The following is a 17863-nucleotide window of genomic DNA, read 5'->3' as shown; positions in this document are numbered from 1 at the left end:
TATTTCAAAATTTTAAAATCAAAAAATTGAAATCTCTGAAATTGGATAGTTTATTTTTTTAATAATAAAATTATTAAAATTTGACAATTATGATAAGGATTATTTAAAATGGAATTTGTGAAATTTTTAAATTTTTCTTCTATTAAAATTAATAACGATAAAACAATAAAAAATAGATCGAATATTTCAAAATATTTTGTCATAACATACCTGATAATACTTTTAATATCAATTTCAGTAATATTGTCTCTGACAAAAACTGCTTTTAATAATTTTATGTCATATGAAAAGTCAGAAATAAGGCGTATAGCTTATCAATCATATTCTTTAATATATAACTACTTAAATTATACAAATCTCGCTCTATATGAACTTTCAGAAAATATAAATGAGTCAAAAACAAGTTTAGAAATATTATCATCGATGGAGAAAACTATTAGGTATGTAAATGAAATAAAATTCATCCTGTTTATTGATAAAACTGGAAATATGATATCTACTGATCCTGAATTAAATCAAGAGCTCATAAAATCTTCCTCAGTGTGTTATCTGAACAGCGTATACCCATGCTACGGGGATGTATTTTTAAAAGACGGCGAAGAATTTTCTACAACTACAAAGTTATTAGATAAAGGTAGACTGATAATAGGACGTTTATCATCAATAGAATTTTTAAAAAGAAATCTTAAGGCTGATTTCAAGAATTATGAAATTTCATTTATCGATCCAGACAGAAACATATTGAGTTCTACCGTAAAAAACCCATACATTCCTGAAACCGATTTGAAACAACCCTATACTGAAAACCTATTTTTCGGAAAAGATACAATTTCTGCAATTTTCCCAATGTACGAAAGAGAAAAAACTATAATAGTAACTTCATACGTTAGAAACTTAATAAACAAATTTATAAAGCTTACAATTCCCTTTATTTTAGTTATAATTTTAGGATTTATATTATTAATGCTAATTTTTATCCTTTTTTCAATAAAGATTTCAAATTTCCTGAGTAAACAACAGATAAGGTTAAGTTTTAGCGAATCAACAAGAGAGATTAATTCAATATTAATTGAGAAAACTTACTTATATGACATAACACAAAAAATTTGCAACATATTAACTAAAATTGAAGAAATAGAAGTTTGCGCATTCTTATTTCAAGAAAGAGATAATACAAAGATTAAGTCAATTCATGCTAAAAATGAGGATTGCATAGATACATTTTTCAATTTTTTTAATTTTTTAACTACACAAAATGAAGGATTTTACGATTTCTATAAAAACATTAAGGATAAAGAATTTCTTTTGGTAAATGAAATAAAAGATAACAAAGTTTTTAACTACATCAGAAAATATAGCGAATTAGCCAAAATACGTTCAGCCATATTTCTTCCTATAAAAATTAACAATAACTATATATGTACTCTCACTCTTTGGAGCAATAAAAGAATATTTGATAAAGAAATAATATTGATCTTAGAAGAAATATCAAAAAATATTTCAAATAAGCTTGAAATTACAAATCTTGAGATTGAACAGGAGAGAATAAAGAAGAGTATAAAATATCTTGCATATCACGACCATCTAACTAATCTTTACAACAGATCTTTCTTAAAAGAATATATTACAAAGATACTGAGCAAAAGCAAAAAGGCTCTAAAAATTGCTGTTTTTGAAATGGATCTGGACAAATTTAAAGCTGTAAATGATACCTTTGGTCACGATGTGGGAGATGAATTACTGAAAATTGTCGCCAAAAGAATTAAATCTCTCATAAGGACACAGGATATCTTAGTAAGACTTGGAGGTGATGAATTTGCTTTGGTTACAGAATCATTTAATAGTGAGAGCGACCTTGAGTTAATTGCATCAAGAATTATAGAAAAAATATGCGAGCCATTTGTAATAAATAATTTAAAAATAAATATTGGCATAAGCATAGGAATAGCTTACTTTTCTGGAGAATATAAAAAAGACAAAAACGTATTAGAAAACCTATTATTTAAAACAGCTGATAACAATATGTACACATCAAAAGCTAATGGAAGAAATAGATATACTATTTCAAAAATAGATATAGATTAATCTCCTTTTTGACCGTTAATAGAGTTCTTATCTACATAAGGAGCTAGCACAAATCCCTCACCTGGAAATACCGAAATAGGGTTACCATCCTTTAAAAATACTACCTTTTTCACCCCAGGAAAGCTCTCACAGGTATATACGATTTGTTTAAGCATATTGCTAACCCTAAACGAACCTCTGGCATCATAAAAAGAAACTGGCAAATCAAGCAAAACCTTATCACCCTCTAAGATAACCCTGTTTGGACTAACCTTTGGCAATTCAGTAAAATACCCACTCTTCATCTCTTCTTCTGATGGGCCCCTAAATAGGGTATTAACAAGCTCGGAAATCGTTCCAACTTGCTTTCTGACTGGCACAATCTTCCCCTGTTGTTCCCAATATATCATTGCCTCATACTTTTGATTCTGTTCAACAGGAGTCGTAGCCTGTTGTGAGGTAGTAGTCGTAGAATTATTCGTATTTTGTTGAACATTGTTTTTTAGATTTTCATTACAACCTGCTAAAAAGAATAAACCAATTATAAAAAACAAGATAAAAACTTTTTTCATTGATAGATCTCCTTATAAGAATCATAAATTCCCTGGGCTATAGCCTGAGCAATTTTCTCCTGATAATCTGAATTATACACCTGAGAAGCCACAGCAGGGTTTGTAATAAAATCGGTTTCAATTAGTATTGCAGGCATTGTAGTGTATTTTATTACCCAAAATGGCCTTCTAATCGGTCTATCAGTATATACAGGGTTCACCTTTGAAATATCCTTAATCATCGTGCTTGCAAACTTATAACTCTGCGGACTATAGTAATAAACCTGCGTTCCATGAATAGATGGATCAGCACAGGCATTGAAATGAATGCTCACAAAAAGGGCTGCTCCATTCTCATTTGCTATGTTTACTCTTGCTTGAAGCTCAGATTCATTAGCATCGTAACCAGGCATATTATAAGGCTTACCCCACACATCCTTATCAGTTTCTCTAGTCATTATAACCTTGAAACCCATCTTTTCAAGTATGGGCTTCAAATGAAGCGCTACTCCCAGAGTTGCAACCTTTTCCTCAACTCCATTCGCCACGCATCCTGGATCTGAACCACCATGACCCGGATCAATTACGATTATTTTAGCATTTTTTATTGGAGGATATAGATTGTTGTTTGTTTGCGAATTCTGACTGTTTGCAAGTTGACTTTTCTCAGGAATATAGTTATATGGAAGTAACTTAGGAGCCTCATTTGTTATTCCATTTGCCAGGCTTAACAAAGGCTTAGAGCTTCCCACGCTTATAAGTATGCCGCCATCAATCTTTGAAATATTGTAACTTGCCTTGACATCGCTCCCAACAACCACTCTCACCATGTCAGGAGTATTTTGGGCAAAATGAATTTCACTTATGATGTTTGAGTTAGAAGTAGGTATAATAACACCTTTTTTAACAATTTTTGAATTTTCTATATCTAAAACTATTCTTCCATCGTCCAGTCTAAAATAGCTAAACTTAGGCTCCCCCTGAATCTGAACAAATACAACAGCAGTATTATCTTGAGAAGATTTAAAGAAAACGTTTTGGACAGTTAATAGATCTTGAGCCTTAGCAATACTGGGTATAAGTAGTATAAAACAAAACAAAAGAAAAATAAAATTAAAAAACCTCATTGAAAAGTAAGCTCTCTTATAAGGGAGTTTATTTCAGAGCTCTGATCGGCGTTAAAATATATCTTAAAGGGTTTTGCGTCAGGCCATTTTGGCCATACTCTTTGACCTGTTATTCCATCATATAAATCGTTATATGAGACTATTGTTCCTTGTAAATCCTGTTTCGTTGGAATCTGTTCTTCACCTTGAGGATAAATTAACTTACCCTCTTTGTTGTATACTTCAAACCACGCATCTACTTCTACCCACCCTTGTGCCAATCTTTTCAGTCTATCAGTCACCAGATAAACATATCTCAAAGGATTTACTGGCTTCCAACCCATTGGACTTACGGGGTTTGTATCGAAAAAAGAAAAAACGTACAATTTATCAGCATCATATTTATCTATAATATCCTTTGCAACAAGTTCATCCAAAGGACCATGCGATCTGTCAAGAAGAGCCTTTTTACTAAACTCATCAACCTTTAAATTATTATTTACACTCACATGCATTTTTGCCTCCCTTGGATCCACAAATTCAATCTCCCCTAAATCCCTAAAAAAGTTATCCTCTTTTACCGCGCCTTTAACTTCTTTTATAAAGTTACCCTTTGGACCATAAAAATCTGTAAGTATCAAAACTAAAGCTTTACCTTCTTTTCTCCCCTCAGCATAACAAATTGAAGAAAAAGAAGATGTCACAAAAACTAGAACAATTAAGAATAAAACTAAATACTTAATATTATCACAGTCCTAACTAGTTATTATACTTTATTTTGATTTTAACTTAATTATACCAATAAAAATTAAAATTCAATTAAAGTATTGACCGATGAACTTAAATACATACAGATGGTCTATAAATTCCTATATGAACTATTAAAGCATCATCGGTAGAAAATGCAATCCCATAATTATCATACCTTGCATAAACCTCTGCAATAGTAGACGCATCGGGATAATCGTTAGAAATATTTGGCATGCCAAAAGTATTTAAAGCCCTCTCAATGTGATCTCCTAAACAAATTCCTTCCTTCGTTATGTAAAACTTGCTCAAGAACATAACTGGAAAGGCATATACGTTTATCATATTTAAAACCCAACTATCACCAATTTTTTCGTAATACATCTCTAAATTTGCATGTTCAAACCCCTCAATTTTAAAAAACCTTTGATCAAGTTCAAACTCTTTGATGCTCGTTGGCTCAGTATCCAAGATTTTATTAACTTCTTGCGGACTCATACCAAGCCTTATATCCCCTACACCCTCGCCGGGCGAAATTAACCATGGATTCCCTTTTCCAGGTCTATTAGCCATAAAGTTCTTTGTTTACCTCCTTATTGGGCAAAGTCTTAAATCTTTTTTGACACCAAAGCCATTGTTCAGGGTAAAGCCTTATAATCCTCTCGGTTCTCTTTACTACCTCTGTCATGGCAAGTAAAATCCATTCGTCTCTAGGCAAGGATCTATCAATCTTTATTTCAGGCTCGATTATCAGGCAATGTTTATTGTTCTCCTTTCTAAAAGTGAATGCAGTATAAAGATTTACGTTCCCCTTGTAAGCAAAAAAGGCAGCTCCAGGATAAGTGGAGGCCTTTATCCCAAAGAAATCAATAAAAATGCCATTTTTCCCTGCATCCTGATCGGATAAAAGCGCAAATAATTTTCCAGTTTTTAGAATCTTTAGACCTTCTCTCAAAGACCTTTCTTTTTCTACAAGAATTATTCCCTTTGTCAATCTCAGAAAGGAAAACAATTTGTCTATAATATCCCTTACCTGTTCCTTCACGACTATTGCAATAGGAATTCCAAGACCTATCGACATGGTTGCTAGAAGTTCCCAGTTACCCAAATGAGCTGATGCAACTACAAAAGACTTCTTTTCTCTTAGCACTTCAGAAAAGTTTTCTAAACCTATTACTTCAACGTTCTTCATTATTTCAGTTATATCCTTATTTCGTGCTTTCACTAATTCTATTAGATTTAAAACGTAGTGAGATAAGTTTTTAACTGCCACATCACGTCTCTTTTCGTCTGACCAGTGAGGAAACGCTAAAGACAAATTTTTTAAAATGAGCTCCCTCGACCTTGGCAGCAAGAAAAACAGAATCCTACCACAAATTGAAGCAAGTGGGCTACTTAACTTATCAGGAATCTTATCGATAATAAATATCAAACAAGCGATAATCTTAGACTTCAAACCTGAAACTCTCAGGAGAAACGTCAATCATAATACAGGCTTTTGCAACATAATTTATATTATTTTTTTTACAAAAGTCTACTGCCTCTTCAGATTCTGAACCTGGTTGAAACCAAACATTTCTAATATTTAGCCTAAGCATATCCTCCAATACTGGCAAAGTTTTATCAGGTGGAATTATTAAAACAACAGCTTCAGGAACTTCTGGCAAAGAAGTTATATTTGGATAAACCTTAAAACCGTCAATTTCTTTAGCAGCTACGTGTACAGGATATACTGTAAGCCCTCTTCCTACAAGCGTTTTGAAAACCTTATAACCGTACTTTTCTTTTTTTGGACTTGCTCCAACTACCGCCCACTTTTTAAACTTTTCAAACATATTAATATTATTTTCTACATTCACTTTATATTAATTTCTCCTTTCAAGATCAGAAAATAAAAGAACACTAAATATAATAATATCATAATCAAACTGCCAAATAGCATCTCTATTTCAAAAGGGTATTATGAAAAGCTATCCACAAGCAAGATGCTTGTGTTACTATATAGCATATACTTTCTTATATATTTGATCTATAATAATATTGTAAATAAATGGGGGCGAAAGGTTTCGACATAGAGATTGATGTAAAGGCTTGCGAGTCGAGGTGGCGTTGGCCTCGTTAAAAAGCGCCAAAAAAATAAGTGCCAACAATAACAGTTTAACTTTAGCAGCTTAATCTACTCTTCGGAGTAGAACTTGAAAATTGTGTGCTCCCTCTTGGCACACAATTTTAATTTAGAGAGGAAGAAGGAAAGTTTGACCTGGGCTTTTCCTTCTTAAATAACAGGTCTTAGTTTCCAAGAACCGTGTCCAGAGCGGGTCTTGGAAGCGAAAATTAAAACTCTGGACTACGCTCGTAGACAGCTTTTACATCGCTTTGTGGACGTGGGTTCGATTCCCACCGCCTCCACCATAAAAAATGATAAAATTATATTAATTTTTCTTGTAAAAAACATGGAGGTTTATATCTTGAAAATAGGCATTTTTGATTCGGGGTTGGGTGGAATAAATATCTTAAATTCTTTAATAAATGTCAATTCTCACGTACTTGAGGATATATTTTATGTTGCTGATACAATAAATGTCCCCTACGGGAATAAAGATCCCGAACAACTTGAAGGCATCGTTAAAAATATTATCTCATTCCTTGAAGAAAAAGGCTGCAATTTGATTATTAGCGCTTGCAATACAACTTCATCTACTATATTAAATAAATTAAAAGAAAATACTTCTGTCCCAATAATAGGCACAATAGAACCTACAGTAAACTTCATAAAGGAGACCTTTCACCAAAAAAACCTAATAATTCTTGCTACAAAAGCCACAATTGAAAGCAAGGCTTTCGAAAATGCTCTTAAAGCGTATAATTATAAAATTTACCCTGTCGCATGTCCAAAGTTGGTTGATGCCATAGAACTAAAAGATCCCTCACTTATAATAGAAGATCTTTTAGAAGAGTATCTTCAAATTAATATCAATCATGATGAACCAATAGGTTTGTTATTAGGTTGTACACATTATCCAATGATTAAAGATAAAATAAAAATGGTCGCATCCAAAATCTTCTCTTCAAATGAAGTAATTATATTAGATCCATGCACAAAGATCTCACAAGAGGCGCTGAATTTGATACCAAGAGATATTTCAATAAACAAAACGAAAAAGGTATTCATATACGATACATTTGACGTAGAATTATTAAAGAAAAAGATAGAGTTTTATTTCAAATTTGACAAAGTAAATATTTACTTTGAACAAATATCAAATATACAACCGTTAAATGAACTCAGGATCAAATAGTCTGAGCATTAATCCTGATTCATTATTTTACTCTATTATTGAAAAACATAACATTACCATTACAGATGCTGAATTTACAAAAAGTAATTTTCTAAAAATACTAGATCATTCACCCTCCCCTTATTTTCTCTGTAGCGATCTCATAAAGAGACCTCTTTTTGCCTATAGACTCTTCACAATACTTTCTTCAAGCATTTATTTAACAAAAATACTTCTACAACATCCAAATTATATGGATCTCTTAAGTTCTGTGAATTTCGAAATGAACCTAAGCTTAGAAGATTACATTACAGAAGCTAGAAAGACTACCGAAATATTCAAGGGATTTGAAAACAAAATAAACGCCCTCAAAAGATTAAAGTTAAGGGAACACCTTAGGATCGCAACTCGAGAGATTCAAGGCAACTTAGACTTATACAACTGTTCCCTTCAACTAAGTTTCCTTTATGAGGCGCTTTTACGAGAAGTTCTAAATGTTTGTCATAACTATCTTGAAGCAAAGCTTGGGAAAAAAATACCTTTTTTTACAGTTTTTGCTGGTGGAAAGCTTGGGGGTAGAGAAATAAATTATTGCTCTGACGTGGATCTTGTTTTTATAGCACCTCAAGAAATTGACTACGAAGATTTTAAACTATTAAACAAATTAGCAAGATTTTACGTAAAGGTTCTATCAGATTTTACACAGGAGGGATTTTTCTTTTATGTAGACCTCAATTTAAGGCCTGAAGGTCCTGACGGAGCTCTTTTGCCAAAAAAAGATACATCAATTGAATATTGGAAAAAATGGGCTGATCCCTGGGAGTGGCAATCATTGATAAAGTTTAGACCTGTTGCAGGAGACATAATTCTAGGCAAAGAAATCCTAAAATCTCTTAATAAAATAATTTACCCAAATTTTCCATTAGAAAATAGAATAGAACATATAATTCAAATAAAAGAAAGAATAGAAAATCAAGTCTCAGATGACTCTTTAGAATTAAAAAGGTCAGCAGGTGGTATTAGAGATATTGAGTTCTTATGCCAACTATTCCAAACCCTCTACGGTTATGTCTATCCAGAATTGCAAGAAGTAAACACGATAAAAGTCTTAAAAGTACTATTAAAATTTAATCTTATCAATTTAGACGAGTTTAATGCCTTATACAACGGCTACATCTTTTTAAGAAGGATTGAACATCTTTTAATGATATACAATAACCAAATAGTACATGAACTTAGCAAAGATTCTGAACAAAACGCTATTATAAGCAAACTGATGGGTTTTTCTAGCGAAAACGACTTAATAAATGCAATCAAAGAAAACAAAGAAAAGATAAGAAAAGTATTTGAAAAACACTTCAATAAATACTCTTGGTTTAAAAGAAAAGAACTAAAGAAGGGCATCTCTCAGATAATAGAATTAGACGGAAGCGATCTAGAAAGCGTTAAGAAATTATTAATAGATTTTAATAACAAGATTTTAAAGGACATAAAGGTCTTTTCAAATATAGAGGAATCCTCTAAATATCTATTGTTACTCAAAGTAGGCAGCACAAAATTTCAAGAGTCACTATCCTACCAATTAGAAGATCTCCTAATAGAAATATGCAAAACAAATTACCCAGATTATACCCTTAAAAACCTTTCCCTATTTCTTTCAAATATGAAAGGAAAAGATACCTTCTTTCAGGTATTGATGGACAATAAATATCTAAAAAACTTGATTCTTTCCTTTTCAAATTTTAGCCCGTATCTATTAAGTAAAATCGTAAATGAGCCAGAGTATCTTGATTATCTGATTGAAACGAAAGAAACCAACTTCGAAAGCATAAATAGTAGAGAAATTATATTCAATCCAAAGAACATTAGCAGTTCAATTTTTAGAGAAATTTTAAATATTTCTCAGTGTTATCTGACAAATATGAGAAATGAAACCTGGTTACAAAAAGAGATTTCATACCTTGGCCAAAAGTTATGTGAATATTGTTTCGATCAAAATATTCCAGAAAATTATAAGGACAAAATTGCCATCTTAGCTCTTGGAAATTTCGCAACAACAAGGCTTACCATAACTTCTGATCTGGATATAGTGTTCGTTCACTCAGACCAGGATTCGGAAACAGAATCTTATACTTTACACAAAAATGCCCAAAGGGCTGTTATAAATTTTCTAAATACATACGACAACGAAATCTTCCCTCTCTACTTCGATCCAAGACTCAGACCAGAAGGAGACAATGGAGAATTGATAAGGAGCCTATCAGCTTATAAATTTTACTATGAAAGATATTTAGAACCCTGGGAAAGAATTGCCTATTCGAAGTTAAAATTTATTTGTGGAAATTTTAACCTAGCAAAGTCTTTGATTATGCTAACAAGAGAATTTTGTTATAAACCATTTTCTGATGAAGAGTTAGAAGATCTATTAAAAATAAGAAATAGAGTAATAAATGAAAGAATAGATAAAAATTTAGATCCAAAAATGGACATAAAGCTTGGGCCTGGGAGCCTTATGGACATTGATTTCTTATTGCAGGTCTACAGATTGCCACTGGCAAAAAATTATAAACCTTTAAGACTTTCCGATCCGTGGTCAATTCTTAAAAATATGGACAGCTTCGCACCATGGTCACCTAAGGAACACAGCATTCTAAAAGAGGCGTTTATCTTTTATAACAAAATCATTGTAGCACTTAAATTTTTAAAGGGTAATAGTAACAGTCTAAATTTATCAGAAAATGAGCTGCACGTTCTAAAAAAAATTATAAAGTACAAAGAAACTACTGATATAGTTGAATACTATACAAATCTTAATATGTCAGTTAAAGATATCTTCGATAAATACTTTATTCAGGCATCAAAAGTAAAGCTTAAAGGATAAATTACACTTAACTTTGACACCTAACAGCAATCAAATCCCTACAAATAGCCAATTTATATTTTTAGATAAGTCATTTTTGCCACTACGTTTTAAAGCGAGGGTTCTTCAAAATATAATAAGACATTCCCTTTTTTTACTAACACACTATAATTGTGTTCTTACCTTTAGCTTTGGCTTCATACATTTTTTGGTCAGCTTTATTTACAAGATCAATGTAGCTTTGTTCATCGTTAAGCTCTGCAATACCACCGCTAAATGTGTATTGAATCTTTTTGCCTAATACATCAATGCTTTTTGATTTTATATTATTTTGTATTCTAGTTAAAATCTCTAAAGCTTGGTTTTTTGTAGTGTGAGGAAACAGTATTACAAACTCTTCTCCACCGTATCTAAATGCTGAATCTGAAGACCTTATAAATTTTGTTATATTTCTTGCAAAATCTTTTAAGACAATATCTCCAATATCGTGGCCAAATGTATCGTTTACTTTCTTAAAGTCGTCTAAATCAATAAAAGCTAAACTTAATGGGTAATTATACCTTCTTGCTTTTTGGAATTCTATATCGGCTGTCATATCAAAGTATCTTTTGTTAAATAGACCTGTAAGTCCATCTCTTATGGATCTATCAAAGAACTCATTTTTTTCTTCTTCCATTTCAAAAATCTCTATTGCTTTGTGCAAAGCAATCTCAATTACACTTTTTACATTTTCTAAGATTTCTAGATCAATATTTGCAATCAAAGCATTAGATTCTATTACAAAAAACAATAAGCCTGTGATAGTTTCATGGAAGTCTCTTGCTGCAAAAGCGCATACTTTGTAGTTTTCTTTAAGCTTATACTCAAAGATCTCATTAAGTGTAATTTCACTACAACTCTTTGAGTTAATAACTTCATTAAAAGCCAATACTGTATCTTTGTAAGAAGCATCAAGCGCGATTGGCTTTGGAAGAACAGAATCAAAAAGTATAGTTTTTTTACCAAACCCTACTGCAAGGATTCTTTCAATAGCTACCACTTGTTTAATCTTATCAATGACTTCTCCTATGTGTTCAAAAAACATAGTTTCGTATATTGCAATTTTTGATATAGAAGAAATTACCTCATTTGCCTTTGATAGCTTTTGTATATCTTTGTGCCCTTCAAATGTTAAGTAGAGCCCTACATCAAGATTTTTTAGGTTTTGGATTATGTAAGAGACAAATTCTTTTTTTATTATACTTCCGTGCTGGGGAGCTATTTGTTCTATATCCAGTTTTTCAATTTTGCTTAGACCATTTTTTAGTATCTCATTTGAGGGCATGTAGTGCTCATGAAATGGTTTTATCTTCTCAAAATAGCTTTTAGCATCAGCAGCATAAAGAGAAAATTCTTTGGTAAAGCCTCCAAATATATCACTTGAAAACAGGGTCTTTGTTTTTACATCGTATGTACATATAGCCCCTGGAAAGTGCATATATGGTGTGAATATGAATTCTAAAGGCCTATTTGGTATATTGAGTTTAAAGTTATTTGATTCTACTTCTATAAATTCTACACCCCAGTCATAGTGAATAAGTAGGGCTTTTGTGCGCCAGTGGGTTACAACAAATTTGTCTTTTGTGCCTACTTCTTGAAAGATATCAGACATACAGGCAGTTATGTCTGGATCTTGGTGATGGCTTATAAAGTACTTAATATCGTCTAATTCCATAAGTGATAGTATTTTATTTCTTGTGACGCTCCAGGTAATTTTAGAGCCAGGATCTATAAGAATGGAATTTGACCCATTTTTTATTAGATAAACATGGCATTGAAACGGATCATTGGGTATAACATAGCCTACCCAATACACATCTTTAGAAATTTCAATGGGCTTTGTATAGTCAAGATTCATATATCACCACACAAAAAATCGTTTTTAATCTCGTTCACTTTATATTCTCCTTTTCTTTTCTCATTTAATCTTCACTAACAAACCAATACAAAGCTCTTGTGTTTTTTTCCTGTTTAGCTTTATACATTGCGATATCAGCCTTTTTTATAATCCTCTCCTGTGAAATGTTTTTTGTTTTATCATATAGGTACACTCCCATGCTTAATCCTACATCTACAAATACGTTTGGAACTATCTCTATTGGAGTTTTCACAGCTTTTTCTATTGCTTTTAATATCTTTTCTAAGTGCTTTGAGTCTTTAATAGATTCAAGCAGTAAAACAAACTCATCTCCCCCCAAACGGGCAACAAAGTCCGTTTTTCTAATAGTGTTCTTTAGGCGTAAAGCAATTGTTTGCAAAACGATATCTCCTTTATTGTGTCCAAACTTGTCATTTATCGGTTTAAAATCATCTAAATCTATCATACATACAGCTAATTTTGTGTCGTAGCGGTTTGCTCGGCCCATTGCCTTTTCAAGCTCTATCTCCAAATAGGATCTATTTGGAAGCTTTGTTAAAGGATCGTGAAAAGCCTGAAAGTGAAGTTCTTCTTTAGCTTTATGCAGTGGTGTTGTATCAATGACGCTGTATATAATAGCCTCTTGATTATCTGCTAAATCAACAAATGATCCAGTCATTTCTACCCAAATTAAAGTATTATCTTTTTTCTTAAATTTATATTCTATATTAATGGCTTCATTTTGATTTTTTAAAATTTTTGAAACATATTTTTTAAATGCAACAAATGATTCTGCGCTTGTGTGTAAAACAAATGCACTTTTACCAATGATTTCTTCCTTTTCATATCCAAAAATCCTGCAGAAGCTTTTGTTTACATCGCGTATTATTCTATCTTGATCTACTACAAATATAGCAGCTGGGTTATTATCAAATATTGCCTTGTGGTATTTAAAGGCTTGCTCTAGCTTTATTTGTGCTTCTTTGAGTTTTTCTTCGATAATTTTCTGCTGTGTTACATCTCTACCTACTCCAAGAACACCTATAATATTGCCGTCTTTGTCTTTGAATGGAGCTTTTATAACGTCCAAATGCAGGTATTTGCCAGCTACGTTGCCATATTCATCAAATCTACCAGCTTTCTTGGTAGAAAGTACTACTTCATCTGAGTTTGTACACAGCTCACCAAACGTGTGATAGTTTGGATCATCAGGTCTTTTAGCCCTTATTCTATTTGCAAAGTACAAATCAGTTTTACCCAGGGGCTCAGATGTGTCTTTTGCAAGAAGAAGCTTTTCACAGATAGCTTTGTTAACAAATAAATAACGCTTGTTTGTGTCTTTTAGCCATATCAAATCTGGCACGACATCTGTAATTTCTCTTATAAAGCTCTCTTGCTCTTTGATCTTGTTCTCGTTTTCTTTCAGATCTGTTATGTCAACAAAGTAATGCAAATATATATCTTTATCTAAACCTACCCAGTGAGACTGCCAATATCTATCAGCAATATACAATTCTTTTACTACATGTTCTTTATCTAAAACCCTATCTAATTCACAAAAGTAACAGTGCATATCAGGCGTAATATGGCCTTTTCTGAAAAGCTTTTGGTCTTCTTCTTTTAATGTTTGGCCTTGCCATAATTCAGCAAAGCAAAACCCGCCAACTTTAGAATGAAACACATCAAAAGCTGCTTTATTCTGAAATAAGATTATGTGGTTTCTGTTGAGAAGTAAAGCAGGTATTTGTATACCATCTAGCATTTTTTTAATAAGTTCAAAGTACTTTGGTTTTGTTAGATCAAAAGGTACGTTTTCCATAAGTATACATCCTTGACTTTAGCAACTTTTTTAAAAATTTTAAATCCTTTATTTCCTACTTGCTCCAACTCCTTAAATCAGTTTTACAAAACTCATATTGTATTTTTACAATCTCAATCTGTCTCAAAATTTTAAATATCTTACTCTAAGATTATTTTTTTGTAAAGAAAAAAAACCTTACTGCTCACCTTACAACCCCTAAAATCTAACCCCCCCCAAAAAAAAAAGATTAAGAGTATTTTTCTAGTTTTTTATATACTCTTTTATTCTTTTTATCGATAGCTTTATAAACTCATCTTCAGTTTCACAACCAACAAACAATCTGTTTAATTTAATTGCAGCTATTCCTGTTGTAAAGCTCCCAGAAAATGGGTCAAAAATTAGATCATCTTTTACAGTACTTGCTAATATTATTCTTTCAAGTAATTCAAGAGGCTTTTGTGTGGGGTGTTTGCCGAATTTTTTTTCATCTTTTTTAGGAGCCGATATACTCCATACCGATTTCATCTGTTTTTTGTTATTTAACTTCTTCATTTCTTCGTAGTTAAAGCAATGCTTAGATTTTTCATCCTTTGCTGCCCAAATTATTGTCTCTGTAGAATGTGTAAAATACCTACAAGAAATATTTGGAGGAGGATTGAGTTTTTCCCATGTAATATCATTTAAGATTTTCATCCCTAATTGTTGCATAGCAAACCCAACAGAATATATGATATGATGAGTTCCAGAAACCCATATAGTGCCATTCTTTTTTAGTAGCTTTTGACATCGAGATAGCCACTTAAGATTAAATTTGTGGTTTCCATCAGCTCCATTTGATTTGTCCCAATTTCCCTTGTCAACTTTCACCATTTTACCTGAATGACAGGTTATACCACCATTGGATAAAAAATATGGCGGATCTGCAAAAATCATATCAAAAAGACCATCAGGATATTTTTCAATAAGAGTATCCATAAATTTAATACAATCGACTTGATAAAGTAAAATTCCTGCTCTTTCATCTTTGAAAACACAATTGTCTTGGGGAAAATTATAATCAGAAATTTTATTTTGAGTTATTTTACTTACTTTTAAGCTTTTTGAATTCATTTAGATCACGTCCAATTTTTTCTGCAAATTCACCCAACTGATAGAATCAGTTAAACCCAACTCTATTTGAAATGTGTAAATCTTAACTTACTCAAATATTGCAAGTTTATGCAATCACTTTTCCATAATCCACCGGTTTTATTATAATTTCATTTTTCATCATTTTGCATATTTCATACAATCTCCATACATTTCATCCTTCTTATTTTATTTTGTTATTTTTCTCCTAAAAGCCAGGAAAAAACTTTGTATAAAATAAATGCTGTTGTAGCAGAAACTAAAAGAGAAACAAACCAGTTTATAACAATCTCCTTTACAACCTTAACCTGAATATATTTAACTCCCCTTGCAAGTCCTGCACCACCAATTGCTCCAACTATTGCCTGATTCATAGATGTTGGATATCCTAAGAGAGCTGCTATATATACTGTTGTAGCCTGACCTAACTGAGCTCCAATTGCACTGTTTATTTCAATCTGAACAATATGAAGCCCTACTTTCTCTAAAAGAGATCTTCCCCATGTCAAAGCACCAATACCGACAACTACTCCTCCTATAAGTCCTGCAAACAATAAAGATTTAACAGTACCGCTACCATAAAGAACACTAACAGCCAATCCACTGTTGTTTGCTCCCAGAGTAAAAGAGGCATAACAGCATACAAGAATTAAAATATATTTTTTGAATGTCTCTGCAGTTTTTGCCTTTACTGTGCCTACAGTTTTAGTAAAGATAAAACCAAGAATACACCCAACTAAAGGAGTTCCAACCCATGTAATAGCAAGAGGTAACATTGTATACTCCCAAGCAATTGGTGCACCTGTAGCAAGTCCAACACCAACTATTGAAAAACAAGCTAATTGAGCTGTTGATATGGGAAGCTTGAGCCATGTGTTTACAGCAGTAACTAAAGCTGCATTAAGCATCATTATCATTGCTCTAAAGGGCGTAATATACTCAATAGGTATAATACCAACACCTAATGTTTTAATTACTTCATGACTTTGCAATGTAGCACCAAGCAATGCGAATACTGCCATTAACAAAGTCGCCTTCTTAATATCCAATATCTTAGTACCATAAGCTGTACCCATTACAGCACCAGTATAGTGAGAGCCAATAGTCCATCCAAAAAACAAGCCTGCAATAATCATTCCCACAACATAGAAGGTTTCCATACTTTTACCTCCTACTAATAATTTGTGTTATAAAGTTTATATGAATGGGTTTTACCCATTACAAGCACAAAAGGAAAGGCAGGAGAACTCCATTTTACCTGGGTTATTGAGCCCTTTTAGGAGTGTGTTCCCTGCTTCCCATAACCATGATAGGTTGATTGGATCTTTAGAATCCTTGTCAACATGGAGGATTGGTTGGGAGGCTTTACCTGCCTTACCAAAATCCAATACACTGGAGGTGTAATTGTGTATAATCTGTTTGTTGGTATTGATGTCTCCAAGGATTCCTTTTCTGTTACTGGCCTTGAGCCTAAAGGCAACATATGTTTTTCTATCACTGCCAATATGGATCTTAATGGTTTTTCTGAACTCTTTAAGTCCATAAATTCTGTTTGCAAAGACCCTTCTAAAGTTTTTGCTGCAATGGAATCTACTGGTTGTTATCATATCAATCTCTTTTCTTTCCTCTGTTCTAAAGGAATTAATACTGTTATTATTAATCCTATTCTCATCTCTAATTTTACCAAGTTGTCTTTGAGAAAGACCAAAACTGATAAAAAAGACTCCCTTACAATTGCTCAGTTCATCCTGGTGCATAAGGATTCCATTTCTAAATTTTCTGTTCCTCAAGACATAAAAGACCTTAGGGATATAGCTAGAGAGAGGGAATCTCTTTGTAACATGATCGCTTCTACTAAAAATGAAATTAAACGTATCCTTCAGTTTACCTTTCCTGAGATGGAATCCCTCTGTAATATCTTTACTCAAACTATGCTGAATTTCATTAAAAGTTTCCCATCTGCGCGCCTTATTAAAATTGCTGAGCCTAAAGCTATTGAAAAAGCTCTTGAAAATAATTTTTCCAGAGGTAGGAAGATTACAATAACTGCTTACGATATCATTAAGGCTGCTCAATCCTCTGTAGCTTCGGTTAGCCTTGCTAAGGAACTTATCCTTCCTGAGAAAATCTCTACGCTCCTGCATCTTATGGAAAGACTTGATAAAATAACCGATATACTCTCCAATTTCTGTCAGTCCATGATGATAGACGAACTTGAGATTATTACCTCTATTGAAGGTATTGATAAAACTAGTGGAGCTACTTTTCTCGCTGAAGTCGGAAATATCTTTAACTTCCCTTCCCATAAAAGCCTTATTGCCTTTGCAGGGATAGACCCTTCTGTTTTTCAGTCTGGTAAGTTTGAAGGTAAAAGCAAGATTTCCAAACGAGGTAACCGTCATCTTAGAAGAGTCATTTACATTATGACTGT

14 protein-coding genes and 1 other RNA gene are annotated in these 17863 nt (G+C 32.5%); 5 read left to right on the top strand and 10 right to left on the bottom strand.

Annotated elements, in window-relative coordinates; genetic code table 11:
- Positions 1-108 precede the first annotated feature (108 nt).
- Positions 109-2085: a diguanylate cyclase domain-containing protein gene (locus tag ACWIUX_RS02275; protein WP_448589104.1), complete on the top strand. Its 1977-nt coding sequence runs from the start codon at positions 109-111 to the stop codon at positions 2083-2085.
- On the opposite strand, the gene ACWIUX_RS02270 is transcribed toward ACWIUX_RS02275, so the two are convergent.
- The 6 genes from ACWIUX_RS02270 to ACWIUX_RS02245 all read right to left on the bottom strand — a co-directional run bounded on the left by ACWIUX_RS02270 (position 2082) and on the right by ACWIUX_RS02245 (position 6327).
- The gene (locus tag ACWIUX_RS02270; protein WP_448589103.1) at positions 2082-2636 is read right to left on the bottom strand and encodes a GerMN domain-containing protein; all 555 of its coding nucleotides are present in this window, start codon (positions 2634-2636) and stop codon (positions 2082-2084) included. The genes ACWIUX_RS02275 and ACWIUX_RS02270 overlap by 4 nt on opposite strands.
- Entirely contained in the window at positions 2633-3742 is a 1110-nt protein-coding gene (locus ACWIUX_RS02265; protein WP_448589102.1) for an N-acetylmuramoyl-L-alanine amidase, read from the bottom strand. The genes ACWIUX_RS02270 and ACWIUX_RS02265 overlap by 4 nt, the downstream gene beginning before the upstream one ends.
- On the bottom strand, positions 3739-4362 hold the full coding sequence (locus tag ACWIUX_RS02260) for a hypothetical protein (protein ID WP_448589101.1): 624 nt from the start codon (positions 4360-4362) through the stop codon (positions 3739-3741). Before ACWIUX_RS02260 ends, ACWIUX_RS02265 begins: the two co-directional genes overlap by 4 nt.
- 199 nt (positions 4363-4561) lie before the next feature.
- On the bottom strand, positions 4562-5041 hold the full coding sequence (locus tag ACWIUX_RS02255) for a hypothetical protein (RefSeq protein ID WP_448589100.1): 480 nt from the start codon (positions 5039-5041) through the stop codon (positions 4562-4564).
- Positions 5034-5924: a lysophospholipid acyltransferase family protein gene (locus ACWIUX_RS02250; protein ID WP_448589099.1), complete on the bottom strand. Its 891-nt coding sequence runs from the start codon at positions 5922-5924 to the stop codon at positions 5034-5036. The genes ACWIUX_RS02255 and ACWIUX_RS02250 overlap by 8 nt, the downstream gene beginning before the upstream one ends.
- Positions 5914-6327: a CoA-binding protein gene (locus ACWIUX_RS02245; RefSeq protein ID WP_448589098.1), complete on the bottom strand. Its 414-nt coding sequence runs from the start codon at positions 6325-6327 to the stop codon at positions 5914-5916. Before ACWIUX_RS02245 ends, ACWIUX_RS02250 begins: the two co-directional genes overlap by 11 nt.
- A gap of 193 nt (positions 6328-6520) precedes the next feature.
- On the opposite strand from ACWIUX_RS02245, the gene ssrA reads away from it, so the two are divergent.
- The 3 genes from ssrA to ACWIUX_RS02230 all read left to right on the top strand — a co-directional run bounded on the left by ssrA (position 6521) and on the right by ACWIUX_RS02230 (position 10627).
- Positions 6521-6880: a transfer-messenger RNA gene (gene ssrA / locus ACWIUX_RS02240) on the top strand.
- 56 nt (positions 6881-6936) lie between these two features.
- On the top strand, positions 6937-7767 hold the full coding sequence (gene murI, locus ACWIUX_RS02235; RefSeq protein ID WP_448589097.1) for a glutamate racemase: 831 nt from the start codon (positions 6937-6939) through the stop codon (positions 7765-7767).
- Positions 7748-10627 (top strand): [protein-PII] uridylyltransferase family protein, encoded by a 2880-nt coding sequence (locus tag ACWIUX_RS02230; RefSeq protein WP_448589096.1) that lies wholly within the window; start codon positions 7748-7750, stop codon positions 10625-10627. Before murI ends, ACWIUX_RS02230 begins: the two co-directional genes overlap by 20 nt.
- Before the next feature lie 136 nt (positions 10628-10763).
- Here ACWIUX_RS02230 and ACWIUX_RS02225 read toward each other — a convergent pair whose 3' ends face one another.
- From ACWIUX_RS02225 to ACWIUX_RS02210, 4 genes are all read right to left on the bottom strand, one after another.
- Positions 10764-12503 carry a diguanylate cyclase gene (locus ACWIUX_RS02225; protein WP_448589095.1) on the bottom strand — a complete coding sequence of 580 codons (1740 nt, stop codon included), beginning with the start codon at positions 12501-12503 and terminating at the stop codon, positions 10764-10766.
- Positions 12504-12567: 64 nt separating this feature from the next.
- On the bottom strand, positions 12568-14322 hold the full coding sequence (locus tag ACWIUX_RS02220; RefSeq protein WP_448589094.1) for a diguanylate cyclase domain-containing protein: 1755 nt from the start codon (positions 14320-14322) through the stop codon (positions 12568-12570).
- Positions 14323-14565: 243 nt separating this feature from the next.
- Complete coding sequence (locus tag ACWIUX_RS02215; RefSeq protein ID WP_448589093.1) at positions 14566-15414, bottom strand: DNA-methyltransferase; 849 nt, start codon at positions 15412-15414, stop codon at positions 14566-14568.
- A gap of 215 nt (positions 15415-15629) precedes the next feature.
- Positions 15630-16592 carry an anion permease gene (locus ACWIUX_RS02210; protein ID WP_448589092.1) on the bottom strand — a complete coding sequence of 321 codons (963 nt, stop codon included), beginning with the start codon at positions 16590-16592 and terminating at the stop codon, positions 15630-15632.
- Between the two features lie 246 nt (positions 16593-16838).
- On the opposite strand from ACWIUX_RS02210, the gene ACWIUX_RS02205 reads away from it, so the two are divergent.
- Positions 16839-17863: IS110 family transposase (locus ACWIUX_RS02205; RefSeq protein ID WP_448589091.1), on the top strand; the 1025-nt coding region annotated here is incomplete at its 3' end.

Source organism: Thermodesulfobium sp., assembly GCF_053498235.1.
The sequence above is the reverse complement of the archived record's forward strand: the minus strand, read 5'-3'. Positions and strand labels throughout refer to the sequence as shown.